We start from the raw sequence: 25,403 nt of genomic DNA, 5'->3' as shown, positions 1-25,403 counted from the left end.
CAAAGTACCTCACAGATGAACCAAAATAAACATCACATTACCGATGTCGCTATTATTGGTAGCGGCGCAGCAGGCTTATCACTTGCTTTATCTTTGGCTAATTACTGTAACGTTACCGTGATCAGTAAAGGTGAATTAACCGAAGGTTCTACTCTTTACGCCCAAGGCGGAATTGCCGCTGTTTTTGATAAAAAAAATGACAGTATAGAGTCTCACGTTGAAGATACCTTAGATGCAGGTGGCGGTTTGTGTGACAGAGAAGCTGTTCATTACACTGCCAGTAATGCGCATGACTGCCTACAATGGTTGATTGACCAAGGCGTGCCTTTTGATATGGAATTTGATAGTAAAGGTAAAGAGCGCTTTCATTTAACCCGTGAAGGGGGTCATAGCCATCGACGCATTTTGCATGCCGCCGATGCCACTGGCAAAGCAGTGCAAACAACGCTGATTAGCCAAGTTCAAGCGCACAGTAATATCACCTTGTTAGAGCATTATAATGCGATTGATTTAATTACTGATAAAAATATCGGTAAAACGGGGTCACATGTTCACGGTATGCATGTGTGGAATAAAAAAGCCAAAAAAGTAGAAACCATTGGCGCAAAATTTGTTGCCTTAGCAACCGGTGGCGCAAGTAAAGTGTACCTTTACACCTCTAACCCTGATGTTTCTAGCGGTGATGGCATAGCAATGGCATGGCGTGCAGGGTGTCGCGTTGCTAATATGGAATTTAATCAATTTCATCCAACCAGTCTTTACCACCCGGAATTACAAAACTTTTTAATTACCGAAGCAATGCGTGGTGAAGGGGCCTATTTAAAGCGCCCTGATGGCACTCGCTTTATGAAAGAGTTTGATGAACGAGAAGAACTCGCTCCGCGCGATATTGTAGCGCGAGCTATCGACTTTGAAATGAAACGCCTTGGCGCAAATTGCTTATATTTAGATATTAGCCATAAAGACAAAGATTTTATTATTGAACACTTCCCTACTATTTACGCTAAATGCTTGAGCGTAGGGCTTGATATAACCAAAGAGGCAATTCCGGTTGTTCCTGCTGCGCATTATACCTGTGGTGGCGTAATGACCGACTTTAATGGCAAGACAGATTTAGCAAATTTATACGCTGTAGGTGAAGTGGCTTATACCGGCCTGCATGGTGCTAACCGCATGGCAAGTAACTCATTATTAGAGTGCATTGTATTTGCCCATGCAGCAGCAAAAGACATTTTGAGTAAAATAGAGACTGCACCCGCGCTGGCTGATTTACCTAGTTGGGATGAAAGCCGTGTATCTAACTCAGATGAAGAAATTGTCATCACTCATAACTGGCATGAGCTACGATTATTTATGTGGGATTATGTTGGGATTGTACGTTCAACTAAACGCCTTGAACGTGCGCTGCATCGTGTTGAACTGCTACAACAGGAAATACACGATTATTACGCAAACTTTAGAGTAAGCAATAACTTACTTGAGTTACGTAACTTAGTACAAGTTGCCGAGCTTATAATTAGAAGTGCTATGGAACGTAAAGAAAGTCGTGGACTACACTTTACTATTGATTATCCAGAGCAAAATGAGAACCCAACGCCCACTATTTTGACTCCTCTACGTAATTAATTGCTTCAAGCGTTGCCCGTTTCAAGCGCGCATAGCTTTGCTTATCAACACTATTGGCTGAGATAATCAGCCAATAGTTTTTACTAAAGCCATTAATATACAGCCACACACTCTGACCAAGTAACCGGCTTTGGTTACTAATGAGCCCTTGAATTTGCCTGCCTGATCCTTCAAAACGAAATTGATTCGGCTCTAAGAGTATAATGCCTTGCTGTGGTTGAGCAGCCACGATTTTTCGCCAAACAATAATGCCAGCAAGTGTATTAAGTGCAATACAAAAAAGAGTTGCCACCACCGAGTTCATAAATAGGCACAACACTAAAGTCAGCACACAAAAAAAGACCACAATCGGTTTGTGGTCTGTTTTATTATCTGTAACGGTAAATCTATACACGAACTCGGTCTAAAATTAGCTGAACCATGCTGTTTAGCTCTGCGTCTTTACATTCTTCATGGCCCATAAACCAAGCGAATAAATCTGGGTCTTCTTGGGTTAATAGACGCTGAAAAATCGCTTGCTGTTTAGCATCTAACGAATCATAAGCTTCTTCAACAAACGGCATAAACAAAACATCTAGCTCTAACATGCCACGGCGACAAGCCCAACGGATACGTGCTTTACTATGTATTTCAACCATTTTAAACCTCATATTTAATTAACTCGAGTTTACCAAATACGCGTTAATTTAACAGCACTAAGTTATAAAAACATCGTCTGTTAGTCGCTGTACCATACGCTTTAACTACGTTATTATGTGGCCTCATTTGTTATTGCAAAGAAGGTATTTATGTCTCAGGTTTATGCATGTCCTTTATCACATCAGGTTATTAGCCTCTCAGGCGCAGATAAATTATCGTACCTACACGGACAAATCACTCAAGATCTAAATAAACTTAACAACGATAACTTTTTGTGGGCAGGTCACTGTAGTGCAAAAGGTAAGTTATGGGGTGTATTTAAGCTATTTTCTTATCAACAAAGTTACTTTTTAACAGGCTCAAGTGCAGAAGTAGAACGCTCTCTTGCTGAATTAAAAAAATATGCTGTATTTGCAAAAGTTGAAATTAATAAAGCCTCAGAGCGATTAATTGGTTTACTTGGTGATGACCTAACAGGCTTACTCACACAACTCGACATTCACTTTAGCGATAACGCCACGGCTTGTGACTTCGCTCACGGTAAAGCTCTTAAGCTTGGATCAAACCGCATTTTACTAATGGTTGATAGCCAATTTTGCCTACCTGGCGATGTGTCGACCCTCGATGACGATGCGCTATGGCAGCAAGCATCCATACTTGCTGGTGAACCGCAATTAAGTGTTGATGCGATTGATGAATACGTACCGCAAATGGTTAACCTGCAAGCCATTAACGGCATTAGTTTTAAAAAGGGTTGCTACACAGGCCAAGAAACCGTTGCACGTATGAAGTATCTGGGCAAAAACAAACGTGCCATGTATATCGTCTCTGGGCAAAGCGAAGGACAACTTGATGAGCCTGATATTGAAACCCAATTAGGTGAAAACTGGCGCCGCGCAGGTAAACTTATTGCGCAAAGCTATAATGAACAAACACAGACTTTAACTGGTTTGGTCGTGTTGCCAAACGATACTGATATCGATCAGACTCTTCGTGCAAAACACACCCCTTCGGTAGAGCTAAACATTCTGCCTCTACCTTACTCTCTTGAAGATGAATAATAGGAATGACTATGATCGTTGCAGCAAATAAAGTGGTAAAAATGCATTACTCTGTTTTAGATAATGACGGCAATACCATTGATAACTCATTTGGCGGTGAGCCATTAATTTTTATCGTTGGTACAGGCTACCTGATCTCAGGGCTTGAAAACGCGCTGCAAGGCAAGCAAGCTGGCGATACACTAAGCGTAAAAGTGGAGCCTGAAGAAGGTTACGGTGAGCGTCATGATCACTTAATGCAAGCCGTACCAAAATCAATGTTTGAAGGTATGGAAATTGAAGTGGGCATGCAATTTCGTGCAACCACCGATGACGGCGACCAATCAGTAATGATCATCGATATTCAAGACGAAGAAGTGATTGTTGATGGTAATAACCCACTTGCCGGTATTACACTTAACTTTGATGTAGAAATTTTAGAAGTACGCGATGCAACAGCCGAAGAGCTTGAGCATGGCCACGTACATGGCGAAGGCGGCTGTGGCCACGAGCACTAAAACCCGCTGAGTAAAATTGCTATAAGTTTATAAAAAAAGCGCCTTGGGCGCTTTTTTTATAGCATATTATTCTGTGTTCGTAATTTGGCTTGAGGCTCTGCTGCTGGCATTTCAACAGGGGTTATTTTATCTTCAAGCGCAGCAACTAATCCTGCTTGGTCATTTGTGCCTAAGCGATACTGGGTGCCATCTTTAAGCGTTAATTGCACCGCACTAAAGCCTGATACCGTATAAATCCACCCATCGTGTGTAATGCGAATACCAATACCATGGCGGTATGAGTTTTGTACTGCTTTTACATCAACAATATCTTCTAATGCTAACTTTTGGCCAGCAACACCAGGGCCAAATGCCCAGCTAATATGGGTTTCATCAACTTTAATGGTTAAACCGTGGAACAAAAAGCCCACCAGCACTAAAATACCAGCAAATACGATTAACGGGGCATCGGCACCAATTAAGTTCCATGCAAGCGCAACAAAACCGCTGATCCATGCTAATACTACAAATATAAATACCGCATACTGCTTATGCTGATACATAACACTCTCTATTAAAAAGTTAAAAAATTAAAAACTGTACACTAAGGTTGCACTGAGCTCTGAATCGTATTTAAGCTTATCTTCTTCAGGCTTAGAATTATAACGATACATATAAGCAAACTTAAGCGATACCGCGCCAACCACTTGGCTAATTAATGCCGTTTCTGACTTTAACCGAGAGTTAAGCCCAGACAAAGACTGTTCTATACTGATATCTTGATTAAATCGGGTACGCTTAGATACTAACCTCTCCCACTGCATTGCAATACGAAGTAAATAACCCATTTTGTCTTTATCGTCGTCAAGTGCTGTTGACTCATCATCAGCAACTGAGCGATATAAACCTGGGCCAATGTCTATATCTACTTTATTTTTAACCCCTTGATAAACACGTGCACCATAACCGGTTGCTATCGTACTTTTAAAATCAAGACCGCTAAATTGATCTTCCTCATAATCCCCGTAAATAAAGAACGACGAGTTTTTAACCCCTACTTTATAGTTACCTTGTGCAGAAACAAACACCCGATTAGCAGTAACATCCGACTCGCCCGTTTCTTCGTTTTCATCACGTTTGTACAAGGAGTCTATTTTGAATTGATTTCGCCAGTTTTCAAAATCTTGATAAAGATTCCCTTTAAGCTTAAAACTGGTGGAATTAGTGTTACCTTTACTTAAAATAAAACCAAATTCGGTATCGCCGTACAACACTTCGCCTTTGTGTAACTCATGAATTTCTTCATCTGAGAGTTCCCCGTATTGATGAAAATCTTCAAAGGGATCAACGGCCCAGCTAAAGCAGCTAAATAATAAAAGCAGTAATACAAAGAAGCATCGCAAAATACGTTCTCTTGCAAATGGCAATAACAAAAAAGCAGAGAGGTGGTTATTCACTTTCTTTCCACAAAATATGACAAAAAGGCGCGTCTTTATCACGGCTAATTAGAATTTTCGCAAATAGTACGTCTTCGTTATCAAACTCAAGGCCCACTAATACTTGAATAAAATGCTCAGGTTCAATTTCTAGGGCAACAAAGTCTTGCCACTGTTCATCGGGCTCATCTTCTTCAATAAAGCCTAGTTCTTCACGGTGTAGGTTAAATTCTTCAACATCTTTGTCGCTTAAATTATTGGGAGCCAGCTCTAAAAAAATATCATAAGCTTGATGAGTTGCTTCTTCTACCGTAAATAAACGTGGACCTGACATGAATGGTTAACCTCTGAGCTTTTAAGTGGCAATCATAATATCAAAAGTTGCTAGGGTTTTGATAAAAAAAACACGTTAATTACTGACTTTTTTATTTATTCCTAATACTTATAGATATTATTAAATTGGTTAGCACACGGGTCTGTTGACCTTGGAAGATTAAATAGCCATCAAAGATAGCTAGCCCCACGTGTATTAAAAAATTCAGTTTGTTTTTATTCACCTTCACCCACTTTACTTAACATCAATAAAAACATAAGCTCAAACAACAGGTCAGAGGAGTGAACAATGATAAAATTAGAAAAAAAACAGGGTATCGCTACCGTCACATTACATCGCGTAGAAAAACAAAATGCCTTAAGCTTTGCTATGTTTGTTGAGCTTAACAAAGTGATTAAAAATATAAAAAAAGACGCCAGTATTCGTGCAGTTGTATTAACCGGTGAGGGCGAACACTTTTGTGCAGGGCTCGATATTAACGCGGTCATGGCCTCGCCATTCAATATCATAAAGCTCCTATTCAAATGGCTTCCTGGTAATCAAAACCTAGCGCAAAAAGTTGTACTGGGCTGGCAATCATTGAGTGTGCCTGTAATTGCTAAAATTAACGGAAACTGTCTTGGTGGTGGCCTGCAAATAGCGCTTGGAGCTGATTACCGAATTGTTCATCACGATGCCAAGCTCGCCATTATGGAAGCGCGCTGGGGGTTATGCCCCGACATGGGCGCTAATGTTATGCTTGCAGGCTTAGTAAAACGCGACCAAGCACTTTGGCTAGCAAGTCATGCTGACCCCATTAGTGCTCAACATGCTTTTGAACTCGGTTTAGTAACAAAAACAACCGACGATACCGATAAAGCAACTAAAGAAATGCTTGATACATTACAAGCACGTTCACCTGACACATTAGCAGCAATAAAACGTGTAACTCAACAAAGCTATAAAGCCCCAGCTCGAAAAATACTCGCCAAAGAAACATGGAGTCAAATTCGCTTATTAATCAACCCTAATACTAAAAAAGCCATCGCTAAAGCAAAAGGTAAAACTGATATTGAGTTTGCAAACGCCAAACGCTGGTAATACTAAGGCACAATGCACAAAACAGCGTTATTTGTTAAAGTGATAATCCTCTATTTTATTGAGTCATCGCCATGAAATACTTTTTAAGTAGCGCTATCATTTTGCTTTGCTTGGCAGTGGGCAAACTCATTATGCACTTTATTGATGCCAGTTTTCCTGCGCCACTGTTAGCAATGGTTATTTTACTGGTTTTACTTTTATCAGGTATTGTTAAAGAGCAGCAACTTACCCCGTGTGCCACACCTATTTTAAATGTAATGCCTATTTTCTTTATTCCTGCAGGCGTTGGTTTTATTGAACACTTAGCACTTATAAAAACCCATTGGCCTTTCTTAACTGCAGTTATTTTATTAGTCCCCTTGAGTAGTTTAATTTTAGTGGCGAGCCTAGTAAGTTACTTTAAAGGTAAAACTAATAATGACTGATTTCAGTAGCACCATTTTTAGCCTTGGCTGGTTAACCATTCCATTTATTATTATCCTTTTTATTGCACTAAGGGCTGTTAATCTTAAAATCAATCAGAGTATTTTAAAGTCATTAACCAACCCCGTTTTTTTAAGCATCGGCATTATTGCCTTACTACTCGTTAACCTTAAATTACCCTATTCACAATTTGCATCGCATAGTCGGTTGTTAACGTGGTTATTGGAGCCGGCCATAGTCGCTTTGGCCTTGCCGCTATATCAACAATTTATGCACGTACGTAAAAACTTTTTACTTATTTTAGTTGCCTGCAGTATTGGTATTATTAACGCCACTCTGGTAGCTTTTGTATTAAGCGTTTTATTTGCTGCCCCCTCGCAACTGAGCGCATCAGTTGCGGCACTTAGCGTTACAACACCTATTGCATTACTTGTCACCGATTCACTTGGCGGGATCAGCTCGCTAGCCGCTGCCATGGTAATTTTTATTGGTTTACTCGGCGCTTTATTTGGCATTTTATTATTAAAACTAATTAAAATATTTAACTTTGAGGCACAAGGAATCGCAATCGGTACCGCGTGTCATGCTATAGGCACCGCGGCTGCAATTGCCGAGCATCCAAAAATAGGGGCGTTTTCATCGGTGGCTATGGCATTGAGTGCGTTATTAACTGCTGTAATTGTGCCAATAATGTATCCAATTTTAGTTAACACTTTGTTATGATAAGCAGATAAAACACTATCGCTAAAATAGAGTCGACATGATCAGTTCTGAAATTCAGCAATTTGAAAAGTACTACGCCCTACTTACTGAATATTTAGTTACCTACAGTATGCAAATTGTCGGCGCTATTTTTATTCTATTGGTTGGCCTATGGGTAGCGAAAAAGCTCGCTGCAGGTGTTGCCAATTTGATGACGCGACATAACGTCGATATCACCTTAACTAACTTTGTTAGTAATGTCGTTAAAGTATTACTGATCATTATGGTGATCATAATTGCGCTTGGTAAAATTGGCATTAGTGTTACCCCGTTTGTTGCTGCAATAGGTGCCGCTTCTTTAGGTGCTGGCTTAGCATTACAAGGCATGCTTTCTAATTATGGCGCCGGGCTTGCAATTATTGCCACGCGGCCATTTGTGGTGGGCGATACCATAGAAATAAAAGGCGTTAGCGGCCAAGTAAAACTCATTGAGCTGGGTCACACCGTATTAATTAATGAAGAAAAAGTAGAAATAACCATTCCCAACAAACATATTGTTGGCGAAATTCTGCATAACTCATTTAGCTACTCCTTAGTAAAAGGTGAAATAGACATAGCCTACAGTGCCTGTAGTGATACCGCGATTAACCTAATTGAAAACGCATTAGCTAATAACGAACTGGTTGCTAAACAACCCAATGCACAAGTTGGCATAGAACGCTTTGCTGATAGCGGCGTAACTATTAGCTATCGATACTGGGTTCCTACCACTAAAATTATTGAAACTAAGCTCGCTATTAATGCCAGCGTATATAAAGCAATTAACAATGCCAATATAGAAATTCCGTTTCCACAGCGCATTGTTACACTTAATAAAAATAACTAGCACTACTAATGTAACTAAAGCAAAAAGCTAAATGCACTTATAACTATAAAAATGAGCCAATTATGCATCAACCGCCCTTTTATTTAGGTGAATGGCAAATCACCCCTGCCAGTAACACCATTCAACGCGCTGAAGAACAAAAACAGCTAGAACCCAAAGCCATGGATGTGTTGCTGTACTTGTGTCAAAACCAAGCAGAGATTGTCAGTAGCGACGCGTTATTAACTCACTGCTGGGCAAACACAGAAACCGGCGATAACCCTCTGCATAAAACTATCACTCAGTTACGAAAAGCTCTAGGTGATAAGGCAAGCGCGCCGCAATACATAGAAACCATACGTAAACGTGGTTATAGAGTTATTGCAACGGTTGAGTTTCCATTAGCTGATGATCTCCCCAGCCAAGTTAACACATGGCAAGGCGGCTCTCCTTTTTTAGGTTTGAGTGCATATAACCCAACCGATACCCACTTATTTTTTGGTCGTAATCACGCCATCAGCAGGTTATTAGAGAGCGTATCAAACCAAGTAACATTGCAGCGCGCATTTTGTTTAATCCTTGGCCCTAGTGGCTCGGGTAAATCATCATTAGTTAATGCGGGTATATTGCCAAAGCTACTCGACGAGCGAGGCTATAACGGCATTAGAGTAATGTCGTACACCCAACTCGACTTTGCAGATGTAGCTCAAAATAGGCTGTATTTAGATCTCGCCTCAGCCATGCTCGATTGGGATATTAACGACATTCCAGTATTTACAGGGTTAAGCGCACAAACGCTGGCGCAGCAGCTAGAACATGACATAGACAATGTTATTAGCGGCTTAAAAAATACAATTGCAAATACCCAAACAGCAGCAAAAATGCCGCAATTGTTTTTGTTTATAGACCGCTTAGAAGTGCTACTTTCCTCACCGCTATTTAGTAACGACACCCGAAGTCATTTTTTATCTGTTATTGAGCGTTTAGCGACCTCTAAAGCGGTGATTGTATTTAGTGCCTGTCGTAACGATTTTTACCCTTTAGTGGTTGAGCAACCAAGTCTTATGGTGGGCAAGGCTCATGGCGCGCATTACGATTTAACCCCGCCAAATCGCCATGAACTACAACAAATTATTCGCTTGCCAGCGTTAACCGCTAATTTAACGTTTTCGCAAGACCCACACACTAAAACCCCGCTGGATGAAATACTTTGCGCCGATACCGCCAATAATCCAGATGCACTGCCCATGCTGCAATACACACTGCAAGAGCTGTATTTACAGCGCAGTGATAATAATGAGTTATTGCACAGTGTGTATGAAAAACTCGGCGGTATTGAGGGTGCCATTGGTAAAAAAGCCGAAGAAGTATTTATAGGGCTTTCTCAAGCGCAACAACAGCAACTAAAAAGCGTGTTATCGCAATTAGTAACGCTAAACCCAGATGGTAAAACCATTACGAGCCGCGCAGCCCGCTTGCAAGCATTAACCAACACCAGCCAAAAAGAACTGGTTCAAGCTATGGTCGATAGCCGCTTATTTGTATCGCATTTACAAAACCAAGAAGCCTACTTTAGCCTTGCCCACGAGGCATTATTACGCCAATGGCCACGTGCCAAACAGTGGATTAATGACCATAAAGATGCCCTTGCTATAAAAAGCCGCTTACACCACCACACGCAACAATGGCTTAATGAGCACAAAAGTAACGCCTATCTGTTAGCGCCGGGTAAACCATTGCAAGAGGCCGTTACCTTATTAAACGACAACATATTTAAACTAGACGATGACGAACGCGCGCTTATAACCAGCTCTCTTAAACACAGTAAAACAAAAACAACTATAAAACGCGGCACCGTCGCTCTGCTTTGTTTACTTACCTGTGTTGCCCTATTTATGAGTGTTACCAGCTTTCAAGCGCAGCAACTTGCACAGCAAAAACGCCAAGAGGCCGAAAGCTTACTAGGGTTTATGGTAGGTGATTTTGCCGATAAATTACGCAGCGTAAAGCGTATGGACCTACTTGATGGCATTAGTAATAAAGCACTTGAGTATTTTACCAATCAAGTTGATGAGCCAAGCTCACTATTTAACTTTAGCAGTCAACAAGGCGAGTTTAAAAGTCGCTTTCAGTACGCGCAAACTCTGGAAGCCATGGGAGAAGTGGCCTATTCCCGCGGTAAAACCATTGAGGCCTTCACTGCCTTTGAAAACGCCCGCATTCGCCTTGAAGCACTCTTAAAAATACAGCCTAATAATTTAGAGCTACTAACGCTTGCCGGTGCCAATGCCTTTTGGCTCGGTCAGCTTCATTATGATAAAAGTGATTACGCCGCTGCTGAACCGCTCTTAAAAAAATATCATACTTATAGCGAAACCATGTATTCATTAGCACCGAATGATTTTAACTCGATTATGGAGCTATCGTATTCGCATAATTCGCTGGGGTCTTTATACATAGAGAAATCTGACTACATTGCTGCAAAACAGCGCTTTACAAAATCGCTGGCCCTTAAAAACAAAGCCCTTGAGCTCAAACCTAACAACAAAAACTTATTGCGTGATAAAGCCGATACCATCAGCTGGCTGGCAAAAACAGAAGAAAAGTTAGGTGGCTTTAGTACAACGGTAAATATGTTAGAAAATGCACTAACAGTGGTAAAAGATATGACTGTTAACTATCCAAACGATGCAAGCCTTTTTTATATGTCAGCAAATATACATATGCAACAAAGTTATTTATTGAGCTATTTAGCCGATAAACGAATAGCTTACCAAAAAGCGCTTTTTGCTAACAAAATGATAAGCAATGCACTAAAACAAGATTCCAAAGACAATAAACTTCAGCTTATGTATTACCGCTCTTTAGCGCAATTATTGATGTTATCTAACGACAAAAATATTGATCCAAGGATAGAAGAAATTATCACATTCTTAAAGTCACAAAGCCTTAATAATATCAGGGTCATTAGTATAAAAATTGGTTTGATTCAATATTTTATAGATAGAAATTTACTACACAAAGCCCAAAAATTATTAACTACGCTTGAAAGTCACGAGAGCTATCAACAGTTGATAGCTAAACAGGCAAAGATTGGTGATAATTTAGTACTCATACGAATAAACCTGCTGAAAGCTAAGTTAGCTGCTACGAGCACACAAAAAGATCAATTTTGCTTAAGTGCACTACAAGAAATTGCTAAAACAGTAAATACAAACCAAAGCGTTCTCATAACTTATCCAAAGATACAGGCTTACACCTGCTTGAACCGAGCAAACGAAATCCACGAGATAAAAGCACGCCTAGTTAAACTGGGCATCAACAACTTTCAACTATAATCATGAATACAAAGGAAATAATATGAATAATACTCAAGAGCAAATTCACTTTGAAGTTAACATTGTACTAGACAATGACGGCGAAGCTAACTTTACATACTCTATAAATGGCAATGAAGTGACTGGCGGCGGAGTTGTAAGAACAGAAACCGCAGGCATTTACAGTTTAGATGAAGCCACGCTTGCTAAAGGTTTTTTATTCACTGGCGCCACTATCACCGATGTTAATAAAGAAACACCTTGCGCTCAAGACTTTAGCTTTAAAGTAAGCGATAACGGCCGCACCATTACTATTATCGATACCGGTGAAAATCCAGGCACCGCCTGTTTAGTATTTAATGTTGAGTGCAATGGCAAAGCCTATAAAAGTACCGATCCTCAAATTATAAATGAAAAAGAAAGATAACTAACAACAATTAATTTCTAAATTGCACAGGACTGATTTATTCCTGTGCAATTTTTATAAGCCAAACACTTTAACGCTAACACATACCAAGCAGCATTATTAATAACCATCCTTTATTGCTAATCTATAATAAAAACCTCAACTTTCAATTGCTTAATAATTTAATATACGAAACAATCTAATAACAATTTGATTTATATATCAAAAACATAAAAATAAGGATTGTATTATTTATGTATATTAAAAAAACCCTGCTAAGTTGCTGCCTACTTGGTGCATTTAGCTGCCTCGCTGCGGATCACTTAACCAATAGCGACCCTCTTACACCTTACCAATGGCATTTAAATAACAGCGGCCACAATGGTCTTACTACAAACACGGTTACGGGCGAAGATTTAAATTTACTCAATACCGATATGCAAGGTATTAAAGGGGATGGCGTTACCGTTACCGTAATAGACAGCGGCATAGAACTAAGTCACCCTGATTTAGTTAATAATGCCATTACAGGCTCACTTAATTTGTTAACCGGCACTGCTACCCCAACCGATAACACAGGTCATGGTACAGCAGTGGCTGGCATTATCGCCGCACAAGAAAATAATAATATTGGCGGTCGTGGTGTTGCACCTAATGCAGACCTTGTTGGGTTTAATTATCTTGATGCGCAAACAATGAGTAGCTGGCTACAATCGCATGGTATGCCATTAACGGGCTCTGCAAACTCTCGCGTTTACAATCAAAGCTACAGCAGTAAGCCGGCATTATTTAAAAACGTTGATGCAGAAGAGCATACTCTTAGCCTGCAATTAAAAGAGCGCGTAATGCAGCAAGTAAGCTTAAACAGTAACAACGGCTTAGGTGCATTATTTGTAAAGTCAGCGGGTAACGCGTTTTATCAATACACTACTTTTTTTGGCGATACGCCATTTCAAGTATTTGCGTATGAGCAGCAACAACCATTTAATAACGCGGGCTTGCCATTTCATAACGCTAATTTAAGTACCGATAACGCTAGTTTTTGGAATATGCTGGTGTCGGCCTACAACGCAAACGGTAAATTAGCATCGTACTCTTCTGTTGGCGCTAATGTATTTTTAACCGCACCCGGTGGTGAAAACGCTCAAAGCCAAGCAGGTATTGTTACCACAGATATGAGTGGCTGCGCTGCCGGTTTTAATACCATTAACAGCACAATAGACATCCCCCTGCAAAACACCGGGTTAGATAGCCACTGCGATGCCACCGCTGCCATGTATGGCACTTCTGCAGCAGCTGCCAATACATCGGGTGCAATAGCGCTTGTTATGTCGGCTAACCCGCAACTTGATGCCAGAACCATTAAGCATATCCTCGCCACAACAGCACGTAAACTCGATGGCAGCAATGCCGGTGTTGATATTAATTTTACAGATGCAAATGGTGATGCAGTCAGCTACAACGCCATTCCTGGTTGGCAACAAAATGCGGCAGGATACAACGTTCATCCCTTTTATGGCTTAGGCGCAATTGATGTTGACGCTGCTGTTGCAATGGCTCAACAAACTACTGCGTTATTACCCACATTACAGGTATCTGATTGGCATACCGCTAACACAGAGCTAACAATACCCGATGCTAACGTAAATGGTGTGCAAGATACGCTAGCCATCACTGACAATCTAACCATTGAAGCTGTGCAGTTAAAGCTATCGATTGATCATACCCGTATGCGTGACCTAGCCGTTGAGCTTATTTCACCATCAGGTACTCGCAGTGTGCTATTAAGCCCACGCACAGGATTAATAAATGCCACCGGCACCCCCGTACAAAATGCCCTATTGTTGAGCCAACATTTTTATGGCGAATCGGCGGCAGGGCAATGGCAAATTCGCTTAATTGATACCGACAATGGCACTAGCCAAACCCTAGTTTACAATGAGCAAGCAGGCTTACTCAGCATGAACGACACTAATAATAATGTAGATGGCACGCTGCTATCTTGGTCTTTGCGTTTTTACGGCCACTAATAAAGGAATTTTTATGAAAACAACGATTGTTATGTTAGTACTCACTTTTATTGTAAGTACTCTTTCATTAGCGCAAGCACAAACTAAAAACACTGCTGTAAAGCCAGGCGCTGCAATTATCGCCAGCTTAACGAGCCAAACCAATAACGCAAATAGCTTACAGCTTGGGGATAGTATAACTGATAGCCAAAGCGGTAATAGCCTAAAGCTGACCGGCGAAGTGTTATTGCAATTAACAACCCAAGCCAACTTTAGCCAACTGGCAAGCCGTTATAACTTACAGCTAAAACACCGCGTAGGCGATATTGTTGTTGTAACCACAACCACTAATAATATTCAGCAGCTAGTACAACAATTAACGCAAGAACCGACAATAAAACAAGCAAGCTTTGACTTGCGTGAGCTAGGCTTAAGCGCCGATCCTCAAATTAAAAATGAAGACGTAGTTTAATTAAAAAATTATTCTTATTTTCTAAATTGCACAGGGCTGATTTATTCCTGTGCAATTTTTATAAGCCAAACACCTTAACGCTAACACATACCAAGCAGCATTATTAATAATCATCCCTTATTACTAATCTATAATAAAAACCACAACTTTGAATTGCTGAGTAACTAATTTTCACCTTCACAGGTTACTTAAAACCTGTGCAAGCATGATTTTTACCATTAAATATCAAACAGTTAAAAACAGAAGATTACCGAAAGGTTTAATTGCACTTTTTTAAGTAAATTTGTAGACATCAAAAACGTCTGTACCATGCTAAGGCTAAAACGTGTCGAAACAAATTAACAATAAAGAGACTGCAGCAACTAATAACGGTAAAGCATTGCCCTTCGATAGCGCTTTATTATCCCCTTTTTCGCATGCCCAGTTTGGTGCATTAGTTGAATTATTTAATGGCACCGCCGAAGGTATTTTTGTACTGAATGAGCAGGGTGGTTTTGAGTTTGCCAACCCAAAGGCAGCACAGCTATTAGGTTACTCTCAGCAGTCGCTGATAGGCGAAAATTTACTGTCGTTTTTACACGGTGCAGACCTTGATAAATATAAACAGACCTTATTAAATTGGATTGGTATTAAGGACACTCCCCTTAGCATTGGCCCAAATGAAGTTGCTATAAACAAAGCCAATGGCGATGTGATTGAAGCTGACTTATCAATATCAAGCATGCCAAAAAGTCTCGCATCGGCGCAAAAGTTGTACGTGTGTATACTTCACGATCTTAGTACTCATAAAGCCATGTATAACCGTTTAAAAATACAGGCCTCAACCGATCATTTAACTGGGCTTGCTAACCGTTTAGCTTTAGATGAGTCGTTAAAAAAATACTGGCAAGAGAGTATTCAAAGCCAACAACCTTTAACCAGTATATTAATTGATGTTGACCACTTTAAAAAATTCAACGATACCTATGGGCATATTAAAGGCGATAAATGCTTACAGAAAATAGCAAAAATGCTATTGCAGTGCATTCCATCTAGAGAGTGTTTAGCTGCTAGGTATGGCGGTGAAGAGTTTGCGATTATTTTACCCCGTTGCGATATAAAAACCGCCACGGTTGTGGCCAACCATATACAACAACAAATTGCACAAATGAGCTTTACCGACATAGGTTTGCCACCAGAGGTTAAAATTACGGTAAGCCAAGGAATTGCCAGTGAAAATAATAACCAGTACCGCACCTACGAGGCGCTATTGTATGCCGCAGACACGGCTTTATATCGAGCAAAAACAGAAGGTAGAAACAAAATAAGTACGATTGTTTAAAGCTTAAATTAAAGGCCTTTTCATGACGCTATATATATTAAACGCCACTTCATGGGGGTGGCGTTTAGCTTAAAAATTAGAGTAATAACAAACTACCTAACCCTAAAAAGGTCACAAAGCCGACAATATCAGTCACTGTGGTTAAAATAACTGAGCCTGATAATGCAGGGTCAATTTTCATTTTATCTAAAATAGACGGGATCACTACGCCCGCCAACGACGCGGCCACTAAATTAAGCAGTATTGCCACGGTAATGGTTATACTAAGCATAATATCGCTAAACCATAGATACGTTAGCAAACCAATCACTAAAGCCCATACCAAGCCATTTACCGCCCCTACACGCAGCTCTTTTTTAAGTAGAGCGTTACGGTTTGAGTCGGTAACCTGACCAAGCGCAAGACCGCGCACTATAACTGTTAAGGTTTGACTACCGGCTATTCCGCCCATTGATGCCACAACAGGCATTAATACCGCAAGTGCCACCACTTGTTCTATAGTGGCGCCAAATAAGCCTATAAACCATGAGGCTAAAAATGCGGTTGCTAAGTTGATACCTAACCAAATACCACGGTTTTTAGCACTTTTGCGAACACTGGCAAATAGGTCTTCGTCTTCACGTAAACCACCCGCTTTTGCTGTGGCTTCGTCAGCAATTTCTTGACGTAACTCGTAAGCTGATGCGATGGTTAAACGCCCTATTAGTTTGTTTTCGGCATTAACCACGGGCATGGCCATTTGCTCGCTGTGAATAACCACCTCGGCGGCTTCATATAAATCGTGGTCTGCGTGCAATGAGGTAAAATCATGATTAGTTAAGGTGACTAAGCTTTGATTATCATGCGCTTTTATTAGGTCGTTAACTGCTACTTCACCAATTAAGCTGCCTTTGCGGCTCACTAAATAAATCACTTCGCTGTACTGCGGTAACCCTTTATGTAGCAGCTTTTTAGCGCCACCCGCAGTGAGCTTGTCTGACACCTTTAAAAAGTCAAAACCAATCCAGTGACCTAGTTGCTCAGGCGTATATTGTTGCGCCAGTTCGTATTGTTTAGTTTGCGCTTCATCAAGCTGTTTTTTTGCATAATCAGTAAAGCGCTGCGGGATCACTTCCTCTAATTCAAGCAGCTCTTCAACGTTAACTTCGTCTAATAATTTAAAACCGTCACTGTCATCTAGGGTTTGCAGTAACCATAAACAGCTATCTTCACTTAAGTTAACAAAAATTTCGTGTTGTGTGTCTTCATCTAATAAATGCCAAATTTCAAGGCGCTGCTCTTTAGGAATAGCTTCAAATAATAAAGATAAGTGTTCGGTTGATAAGGTTTGTTGAGCATCTATCAGTAATTTATTTTTACGCTCTGTGGTATCACACTGCAATAAGTCGTTTATGAGTTGTGGTAACTGATCAACCGGATACTCTATCATTTTAAAACCCTAAAATAGTCTTTCACTATAAATTTACTGTAATAAGTAAGCACTTATTAATAAGAATAGCTAATAGTGTACATTAGACACGACCAAAAATATTAAAAAATCTCTGTGTCGTTAGATATTTATAGCTGCTATCACCCACTCAACGCTAACCAATAAAAAAGCCGTAACAAATAATGTTACGGCTTAGTGTAGTTAGTATTTTAAATCGCGCTATATTTTAAATTGTCCTACTAGGTCACCCAAGTTTTCACCTCGCCCAGCTAGGTGCTTACTTACTGACGAAGTCGTTTTACTCGACTGTGTTAACTCATTAACTATTTCTTGAATCGCATACACATTGCGGTTAATTTCTTCTGTTACACTGCTTTGCTCTGTTGCTGCTGTAGCAATTTGCGTACTCATATCATTAATTGTTGTTACCGATGTAGTCACCGCACCTAAGCTTTCTGATATAGCGCGCGAAGACTCAACTGAACGATTACAGCTTTGTTGACTCGCATGCATAGCATCAACTGCTGCCGTCACTAAATTATGTAACTCGCTTAGCATTTCGTTAATTTCTAATGTGCTGTCTTGGGTTCTGCTTGCTAAGCTTCTAACTTCATCAGCTACCACCGCAAACCCACGACCTTGCTCACCTGCGCGTGCCGCTTCAATTGCCGCATTTAATGCTAATAAGTTTGTTTGTTCAGCAATACCACCAATTACACTCAATACGCTGTTAATTTTTTTAGATTGCTCACTTAACGAGTTAACCTGCTCTGCTGCTTGATTAATTTCGCCCATTAAGTTTGATACTTCGCTCAGTGAAACATCCACACAATCTTGCGCGTTAGCCACTTCTTTTGTTGCCGCCTGCGTTGACACTGCAACTTGTGTGGTATTTTGCGCAACTTCATGGGATGTTGCCGACATTTCAGTAATCGCTGTTGCCACTAAATCGGTTTCATGATTATGCTTTAATAGTTTGTCTTCTATGAGTAATGTTTGTGTATTAATATCTGAAGAGGCTGTTTTAACGTCACTTGTTACATCAACCACACCGGCAATAATGCTGTGTAGCTTGCTCACAAATACATTGAAAGATTCACCTAACTGACCAATTTCATCATGGGTATCTATTTCTAGGCGTCGGGTTAAATCTCCCTCCCCTTTGGCAATATCATCTAAGCTTTGCACCATACGTTTAATTGGTTTTAGCATATTGTTAGAAGCGTACAACGCACCTGCGGCAGCTAAACCAAGAAGCAGAAGTGATATTAAAACCAAAGTGGTCATTTTTTCGCTTAAATGGCGCTCCATGGTTGCTTGATACTTTACCAGTTCGGCTTCAATATCATCCATATATGTGCCAGTACCTATCATCCAATTAGTACCTGGGATCATGGCTGCATAACCAATTTTTTCGACTAAGCCGGTGGTGTTGGGCTTTTGAAAATGATAGGTGAACGAGCCACCGCCTTTACGCGCTTGCTCAAGTAAGCCAACCACTATTTTTTTACCGTTTGGGTCGGTCATGCCTATTTTATTTTGACCTTCTATTGCATCACCCAATAAGGCATGAAAAACACTAATACCATTGGTATCATAAATAAAGTAGTAACCATCTTCACCAAAGGTTAAATCTCTCAACGCATCTTTAGCGTCTTGCTCATTTCCTTGTGCTAATTGGTATTGCACTACTTTAGAGCCGATTTCTATTTCTGTTCTTAGCAAAGTTTGTTTATCAGCAATTAATTTAGTTTTAAACTCATTAAAGTTTTGCTGTTGATTTTGCATCTCTAAATAATAAGAACCTGCCATAAAACTGATTAGTAATACAATCAATGGTAAAACAGCCAACAGTAGCAATTTGTTTTTTAAGCTTAAATTACCCATTATTTCTCCAATTAACATTATTAGCCATTAAGCTTTTATTTTTCGGTAGCTTAACAACTACGTTTCCATTGTTTATATTACTGACAACAACACCACGATTGTATACAAATTAAGCACAAGTAGCGTTGTTTCGCAATTTAATATGCTCGTATGTTAGTAAAACATATTAAAAGCCACTTTATAATTAGACAATAGTATACAGCTAGTAATAAACAACTGATTTATCTCATTATTACAAACCCTACTAGTACACATTTTATTAAATTTACTTAAAGCTAAATTAACCTGAATAACGCTATTTTAGCTTTAATATAAATTAAACATTGGGTATCAAACAAAGGTCTTGCTTTCTGAGTTAAAACGCAAATAATGAAACAACTAACCACTGGGTAAGAATGAGGAAAATGAGTTATATACTAACCACCCAATGCGCAGACGATATAGGCTTAATCGCCAAAATTACCGGACTGTGTAATGAGCATGATTTAAATATTATTCGTAATAATGAATTTGTTGATAAAGATGCACAGCGCTTTTTTATGCGCACAGAGCTTACTGGCGAACCACATGCTGAGTTTTTGTCACAACTGCGCGGCGTATTACCAGCTGGCGCAAAAGTGGCACTGCACGGTGAAGAAAAAACCAAAGTGGTACTGTTAGCCACAAAAGAAGCTCATTGTTTGGGCGGCATGTTACTTAAGCAATTTGAGCAAGCCTTAAACATTGAGATACTCGCCGTTATCGCCAACTACCCTACTCTAGAGCCTCTAGTGAAAGGGTTTGATGTTCCTTTTCATGTGGTTTCTCATGAAGGACTTACGCGCAGTCAGCATGACGAAAAAGTCGGTGACTTAATTGCCAGCTATAACCCTGACATTATTGGCCTAGCTAAATACATGCGTATTTTGAGCCCTGAATTTGTGGGTCGTTTTGAGGGTAAAATCATTAATATTCATCACTCATTTTTACCTGCTTTTATTGGTGCAAAGCCGTATCACCAGGCATTTGAACGTGGTGTGAAAATTATTGGTGCCACAGCTCACTTTGTTAATAATGAGCTAGACGAAGGCCCTATTATTTTACAAGACGTGTCGAGTGTGACCCATGCGAATACAGCTGAGATGATGGCTAAAATGGGTAAAGATGTAGAGAAAACGGTGTTCTGTAAAGCACTGCAACTGGCATCAGAACATAAGCTGTTTATTAATGGCAATAAAACCGTTGTGTTTTCATAATTAGTTTTATATCAAAATTAAAAATGCCAGCGACTAAGCTGGCATTTTTATAAGTAAATATTGAACCTTACTTAATTAGGGTGTGTAATACGTTGGTGCCCCAGGGCCTACTGGCATACCTAAAACAAATACCCATAAGTAAAACAGTACCACCCAGCCAACAAAGAAGATTAAGCTGTATGGCAACATAGTGGCTACCAAAGTACCTATTCCCATGTCTTTTTTGTATTTAGTGGCAACCGCAAGGATTAAACCAAAGTAACTCATCATCGGGGTAATTAAGTTAGTTACTGAATCACCAATACGATAAGCCGCTTGAATTGTCTCGGGTGCATAACCTATAAGCATTAGCATAGGAACAAAAATAGGTGCTGTTACTGCCCACTGCGCTGACGATGAGCCTAAAGTTAAGTTAACTAAAGCACACATTAAAATAAACAGTACAAATACTTCCGGCCCAGTTAAGCTAAGTGCCTGTAGTAATGCGGCACCATTAATCGCTAAAATTGTGCCTAAGTTAGTCCATTTAAAAAATGCCACAAACTGTGCAGCAAAAAACACCAATACAATGTACATGCCCATAGAGCTCATACTTTTGCTCATGGCATTGATCACGTCTTTATCATTTTTCATGGTGCCAACCACGCGACCATACACAAAACCCGGAATACCAAAGGTGACAAAAATAAAAACAACAATCCCTTTTAAAAACGGCGAGTGAGCAACTAGACCTGTTTCAGGGTTACGTAAAATACCGTCTGCTGGAACAATCGTCCAAGCGAGTAACAACGAAACAACAAGTAATGAAACTCCAGCCCATTTTAAACCTGATTTTTCTTTGTCAGTTAAACCGGCAATATTATTTTGAGCTAAATCTTCGCTGGCTTCATCTGGGTTATATTTGCCTAAACGTGGCTCAACAATTTTCTCAGTAACAAGCGTACCCAATACAGCAATTAGCAACACTGAAATCATCATAAAATACCAGTTTGCTTCAGCGCCTACTTGGTAAGTTGGGTCAATCATTTGTGCTGCAGGCGTCGTAATACCCGCTAATAACGGATCGATAGTACCCAGTAATAAGTTAGCGCTATAGCCACCCGATACACCAGCAAACGCGGCAGCAAGACCTGCAAGCGGATGACGACCTAAACTATGAAATATCATTGCCGCTAGGGGGATCAATACTACATAACCCAGCTCAGATGCTGTGTTTGATAAAATAGCAGCGAATACCACCATGAAGGTTACTAAACGTTTAGATGCCCCCATAACCATGCCACGCATTGCTGCAGACAATAGTCCTGAATGCTCTGCAACACTCACACCTAATAGCGCTACTAGCACCGTACCCAGTGGCGCAAAGCTGGTAAAGTTGGTCACCAAGCCCGTTACAATACGCTGTAAGCCCTCAGCACTGAGTAGGCTAACCACTTCAATTACACCATCGGGATCGCGCCCGGCAGAGCCCTCAGGGCGAGGATCGATAGCACTTAGTCCAAACCAATCGGCAACGCCACTAAATAAAATAATGGCAATACAAAACATCGCGAATAAGGTAATTGGATGGGGAAGCATGTTCCCTAAAAATTCTACCGTGGCTAAAAATCGATTAAACCAGCCGCCCTTTGCGACCTGATTTTCATCTTGGGATGTGTGTGGTGAGTCTATTGAGTCTGACATACCATGCTCTCTTAATTACAAAATGCCCGTAACCTAGCATTATTTTCTGAGCAGGTCATGTAATAAAGATGAATGACTTGTTATGTCATGGTAATAACTGAGGGGTTTGTTGTGATTGGATTGCAAAAAAGAGGCTCTCGCCTCTAATTTAGTCTGCTTGGGCTTGCTCTATCGGTTCTAGTTGTAGTTTTGCAGCAATTAAAACAGCTTGGGTACGGTTATAAACACCGAGTTTTCTAAATATGGCAGTAATGTGTGCTTTGACTGTGGCTTCTGAAATGTGGAGTTCGTAGGCTATTTGTTTATTCAGTAAACCTTCGTGCAAGTATTGTAATACGCGATATTGCTGTGGAGTAAGTGATGCCACTTGTGCCGCAATTTCTCTATCTGCGCCTTCGATTTCAGCCACTTTACTTTTTAGTTCAGTTGGCAGCCAAGTATCGCCTTCGAGTATTTGGTTAATTGCGTTGGCAATATCATCAGATGAAGATGATTTAGGAATAAACCCCATAGCGCCATAACCCATAACTTTCGAAACAATATTTACATCTTCACTACCCGAAACCACCGCAATAGGTAAGCTTGGGTAATCTTCACGTATACGGATCAAGCCGTATAAGTCACCGTTACCTGGCATGTGTAAATCTAGTAGTAATATATCAAGGTCTTCTTGTTCGCTTAACACCTGCAGTGTGCTGTCAAAATCTGCTGATTCGAAAACTTCTAAACCCGCAAACTTTGCACTCAAAGCGCCTTTTAGTGCTTCACGAAATAACGGATGATCGTCCGCTATTAAAAACTGACTCATTGTTCACTCCCAAAAATTCGGCCGCTATCCAATAGACAACAGCCGATATACTACGTTTAGAATCAACTTCTAATCAAGCTTTTAACGCGAAATTAACGATTTAATCGATTTTCTACTAACTCATCAACCACAGACGGATCCGCAAGTGTTGAAGTATCGCCCAGCTGTTGATGTTCATTTGCCGCGATTTTACGTAAAATACGACGCATAATTTTACCAGAACGTGTTTTTGGTAGACCTGGCGACCACTGAATCATATCCGGTGATGCTATTGGGCTTAGCTCTTTACGAACCCAATTACGGATCTCTTTAGTTAGCTCATCACTCACCGTTACACCCTCGTTAGGAGTTATGTAAACGTAAATACCTTGGCCTTTAATATCGTGTGGGTAACCTACTACAGCCGCTTCAGCTACAGCTTCATGAGCAACTAAAGCACTTTCAATTTCAGCAGTACCTAAACGATGCCCTGATACATTGAGTACATCATCAACGCGTCCTGTGATCCAGTAATCACCGTCTTCATCGCGACGACAACCGTCACCGGTAAAGTACACACCAGGGTAAGCGCTAAAGTAGGTTTGTTCAAAGCGCTCGTGGTCGCCATACACGGTTCGCGCTTGCGAAGGCCAGCTATCTAAAATGACAAGGTTACCGTCAACCGCACCTTCTAATGTATTGCCTTCAGCATCAAATAACGCCGGTGCAATGCCAAAGAATGGACGGGTTGCAGAGCCTGGTTTCATATCGGTTGCACCTGGTAATGGCGCAATCATGATGCCACCAGTTTCGGTTTGCCACCATGTATCTACAATAGGACAATTCGACTTACCAATTTTTTCATAATACCAAGTCCACGCTTCTGGGTTGATTGGCTCACCCACAGAACCTAAAATACGTAAGCTGTCACGATGTGAGCTGGCAATCGGCTCTTCGCCTTTAGCCATCAATGCGCGAATGGCAGTAGGTGCTGTGTATAAAATCGTTACGTTATGTTTATCAACCACTTCACCCATACGACCAGCTGTTGGGTAAGTCGGTACGCCTTCAAATACCACTTGCGTACACCCATTAACGAGCGGCCCGTATGCAATATAACTGTGACCTGTGATCCAGCCTACATCAGCACTACACCAAAAAATATCATCGTCTTTTAAATCAAAAATGTATTCGTGAGTCATAGATGAATACACTAAATAGCCACCAGTGGTGTGTACCACACCTTTAGGCTGACCTGTAGAACCTGAGGTATATAAAATAAACAGCGGGTCTTCAGCATTCATGTGTTCAGGTTCGCACTCTGGCGTTTGATCTGCAACTAAGTCATGCCACCAAATATCATGGTCGTGCCAATCAACATCGCCTGAAGTTAGTTTATGCACCACTACATGCTCAACAGTGGTGACAGAATCTTGTAATACGGCTTCATCTACATTAGCTTTTAGCGGCACACAGTTACCTGCACGTCGGCCTTCATCTGACGTGATCACCACTTTAGCACCCGAATCATTAATACGATCCGCAATAGCAGACGGTGAAAAGCCACCAAATATAACTGAATGAATAGCACCTATGCGGGCACAAGCTTGCATTGCGTATATCGCTTGTGGGCTCATTGGCATGTAAATGGCTACACGGTCACCTTTTTTAACACCTAATTTTTTTAAACCATTAGCAAATTTTGCCACTTCATCATGTAGCTGTTGATAGGTAATATTTTCGCTTTGAGAAGGATCATCACCTTCCCAAATTAACGCTACTTTATCTGCTTTTGTTTTTAAATGACGATCAATACAGTTATAAGAGGCATTAAGGTAGCCATCTTCATACCATTTAATATTGATATGGCCTTTATCAAATGAAGTGTTTTTTACTTTTGAATATGGAGTAAACCAGTCAAGACGCTTACCGTGCTCAGCCCAAAACCCTTCAGGGTCTTCAATAGACTGTTTATACATCGTATTATATTTTTCATTATCGACGAGCGCTGCGTTTTTTATATGTGCAGGAACTGGATAGATACTTTGTGACATATTAGTCTCCAATTTATATTACTTGCCTTTGGCTTTTCATCAAGGATTACTCAGCAGTGCACTATTAAATATTAGACATTAGTTGTATCTGGGTTCAAATAACTAGGGTCTGTTGACCTTTCAAGGTTAAATTTGCAACAGTCTGTTTGGTATTTAGGCAA

General features: G+C 40.4%; 23 protein-coding genes. 13 read left to right on the top strand and 10 right to left on the bottom strand.

Going from position 1 to position 25,403, the window contains the following annotated elements; translation table 11 throughout:
- Nucleotides 1-15 precede the first annotated feature (15 nt).
- Entirely contained in the window at nt 16-1,626 is a 1,611-nt protein-coding gene (nadB, locus tag FHG08_RS18575) for an L-aspartate oxidase (RefSeq protein WP_178956450.1), read from the top strand.
- On the opposite strand, the gene FHG08_RS18570 is transcribed toward nadB, so the two are convergent.
- Nucleotides 1,601-1,930 (bottom strand): hypothetical protein, encoded by a 330-nt coding sequence (locus tag FHG08_RS18570; protein ID WP_218651723.1) that lies wholly within the window; start codon nt 1,928-1,930, stop codon nt 1,601-1,603. The genes nadB and FHG08_RS18570 overlap by 26 nt on opposite strands.
- An 82-nt stretch (nt 1,931-2,012) precedes the next feature.
- Nucleotides 2,013-2,264: a succinate dehydrogenase assembly factor 2 gene (locus FHG08_RS18565; RefSeq protein ID WP_010387788.1), complete on the bottom strand. Its 252-nt coding sequence runs from the start codon at nt 2,262-2,264 to the stop codon at nt 2,013-2,015.
- Nucleotides 2,265-2,414: 150 nt separating this feature from the next.
- Here FHG08_RS18565 and FHG08_RS18560 point away from each other — a divergent pair, with 150 nt between their 5' ends.
- Together FHG08_RS18560 and FHG08_RS18555 are read left to right on the top strand one after the other, a co-directional pair.
- Nucleotides 2,415-3,326, top strand: a complete 912-nt coding sequence (locus FHG08_RS18560) for a folate-binding protein YgfZ (protein WP_178956451.1) — start codon at nt 2,415-2,417, stop codon at nt 3,324-3,326.
- 11 nt (nt 3,327-3,337) lie between these two features.
- Entirely contained in the window at nt 3,338-3,823 is a 486-nt protein-coding gene (locus FHG08_RS18555; protein ID WP_008111743.1) for a peptidylprolyl isomerase, read from the top strand.
- Nucleotides 3,824-3,879: 56 nt separating this feature from the next.
- Here the strand turns inward: FHG08_RS18555 and FHG08_RS18550 are convergent, their stop codons facing one another.
- The 3 genes from FHG08_RS18550 to FHG08_RS18540 are packed head-to-tail and all read right to left on the bottom strand — an operon-like array spanning nt 3,880 to nt 5,572.
- A complete protein-coding gene (locus FHG08_RS18550; RefSeq protein WP_178956452.1) occupies nt 3,880-4,365 on the bottom strand; it encodes a hypothetical protein in 486 nt (161 codons plus the stop codon).
- A gap of 27 nt (nt 4,366-4,392) precedes the next feature.
- A complete protein-coding gene (locus FHG08_RS18545; RefSeq protein WP_138609342.1) occupies nt 4,393-5,205 on the bottom strand; it encodes a DUF481 domain-containing protein in 813 nt (270 codons plus the stop codon).
- Between the two features lie 46 nt (nt 5,206-5,251).
- Nucleotides 5,252-5,572 carry an HI1450 family dsDNA-mimic protein gene (locus FHG08_RS18540; protein WP_013465646.1) on the bottom strand — a complete coding sequence of 107 codons (321 nt, stop codon included), beginning with the start codon at nt 5,570-5,572 and terminating at the stop codon, nt 5,252-5,254.
- A gap of 288 nt (nt 5,573-5,860) precedes the next feature.
- Between FHG08_RS18540 and FHG08_RS18535 the strand changes: the two genes are divergently transcribed.
- The 9 genes from FHG08_RS18535 (at nt 5,861) to FHG08_RS18495 (ending at nt 16,167) form a co-directional block, all read left to right on the top strand.
- Nucleotides 5,861-6,652 (top strand): crotonase/enoyl-CoA hydratase family protein, encoded by a 792-nt coding sequence (locus FHG08_RS18535; RefSeq protein ID WP_178956453.1) that lies wholly within the window; start codon nt 5,861-5,863, stop codon nt 6,650-6,652.
- Nucleotides 6,653-6,723: 71 nt separating this feature from the next.
- Nucleotides 6,724-7,077 carry a CidA/LrgA family protein gene (locus FHG08_RS18530; RefSeq protein WP_178956454.1) on the top strand — a complete coding sequence of 118 codons (354 nt, stop codon included), beginning with the start codon at nt 6,724-6,726 and terminating at the stop codon, nt 7,075-7,077.
- Complete coding sequence (locus FHG08_RS18525) at nt 7,070-7,798, top strand: LrgB family protein (RefSeq protein ID WP_178956455.1); 729 nt, start codon at nt 7,070-7,072, stop codon at nt 7,796-7,798. The genes FHG08_RS18530 and FHG08_RS18525 overlap by 8 nt, the downstream gene beginning before the upstream one ends.
- 37 nt (nt 7,799-7,835) lie before the next feature.
- Nucleotides 7,836-8,663, top strand: coding sequence for a mechanosensitive ion channel family protein (locus FHG08_RS18520; protein ID WP_178956456.1), 828 nt, complete (start codon nt 7,836-7,838; stop codon nt 8,661-8,663).
- 62 nt (nt 8,664-8,725) lie between these two features.
- Nucleotides 8,726-11,980: a winged helix-turn-helix domain-containing protein gene (locus FHG08_RS18515; RefSeq protein ID WP_178956457.1), complete on the top strand. Its 3,255-nt coding sequence runs from the start codon at nt 8,726-8,728 to the stop codon at nt 11,978-11,980.
- A gap of 22 nt (nt 11,981-12,002) precedes the next feature.
- Nucleotides 12,003-12,386 (top strand): DP-EP family protein, encoded by a 384-nt coding sequence (locus FHG08_RS18510; RefSeq protein WP_178956458.1) that lies wholly within the window; start codon nt 12,003-12,005, stop codon nt 12,384-12,386.
- Nucleotides 12,387-12,619: 233 nt separating this feature from the next.
- A complete protein-coding gene (locus FHG08_RS18505) occupies nt 12,620-14,395 on the top strand; it encodes a S8 family peptidase (RefSeq protein WP_178956459.1) in 1,776 nt (591 codons plus the stop codon).
- A gap of 13 nt (nt 14,396-14,408) precedes the next feature.
- Nucleotides 14,409-14,846 (top strand): hypothetical protein, encoded by a 438-nt coding sequence (locus FHG08_RS18500; RefSeq protein ID WP_178956460.1) that lies wholly within the window; start codon nt 14,409-14,411, stop codon nt 14,844-14,846.
- Nucleotides 14,847-15,171: 325 nt separating this feature from the next.
- Complete coding sequence (locus FHG08_RS18495; RefSeq protein ID WP_178956461.1) at nt 15,172-16,167, top strand: GGDEF domain-containing protein; 996 nt, start codon at nt 15,172-15,174, stop codon at nt 16,165-16,167.
- A gap of 76 nt (nt 16,168-16,243) precedes the next feature.
- Here the strand turns inward: FHG08_RS18495 and FHG08_RS18490 are convergent, their stop codons facing one another.
- Nucleotides 16,244-17,596: a magnesium transporter gene (locus FHG08_RS18490; RefSeq protein WP_178956462.1), complete on the bottom strand. Its 1,353-nt coding sequence runs from the start codon at nt 17,594-17,596 to the stop codon at nt 16,244-16,246.
- Between the two features lie 219 nt (nt 17,597-17,815).
- A complete protein-coding gene (locus FHG08_RS18485) occupies nt 17,816-19,483 on the bottom strand; it encodes a methyl-accepting chemotaxis protein (RefSeq protein ID WP_178956463.1) in 1,668 nt (555 codons plus the stop codon).
- A gap of 404 nt (nt 19,484-19,887) precedes the next feature.
- On the opposite strand from FHG08_RS18485, the gene purU reads away from it, so the two are divergent.
- On the top strand, nt 19,888-20,718 hold the full coding sequence (gene purU / locus FHG08_RS18480) for a formyltetrahydrofolate deformylase (protein WP_178956464.1): 831 nt from the start codon (nt 19,888-19,890) through the stop codon (nt 20,716-20,718).
- 75 nt (nt 20,719-20,793) lie between these two features.
- On the opposite strand, the gene FHG08_RS18475 is transcribed toward purU, so the two are convergent.
- The 3 genes from FHG08_RS18475 to acs form a co-directional block, all read right to left on the bottom strand.
- The gene (locus FHG08_RS18475; RefSeq protein WP_138609311.1) at nt 20,794-22,401 is read right to left on the bottom strand and encodes an AbgT family transporter; all 1,608 of its coding nucleotides are present in this window, start codon (nt 22,399-22,401) and stop codon (nt 20,794-20,796) included.
- 148 nt (nt 22,402-22,549) lie between these two features.
- Entirely contained in the window at nt 22,550-23,209 is a 660-nt protein-coding gene (locus tag FHG08_RS18470) for a response regulator transcription factor (protein WP_138609309.1), read from the bottom strand.
- A gap of 92 nt (nt 23,210-23,301) precedes the next feature.
- Nucleotides 23,302-25,242 carry an acetate--CoA ligase gene (acs, locus tag FHG08_RS18465; protein ID WP_178956465.1) on the bottom strand — a complete coding sequence of 647 codons (1,941 nt, stop codon included), beginning with the start codon at nt 25,240-25,242 and terminating at the stop codon, nt 23,302-23,304.
- Nucleotides 25,243-25,403: the final 161 nt, after the last annotated feature.

The sequence above is a fragment of the Pseudoalteromonas sp. Scap03 genome (assembly GCF_013393115.1).
Taxonomy (GTDB): Bacteria; Pseudomonadota; Gammaproteobacteria; order Enterobacterales; family Alteromonadaceae; genus Pseudoalteromonas.
The sequence above is the reverse complement of the archived record's forward strand: the minus strand, read 5'-3'. Positions and strand labels throughout refer to the sequence as shown.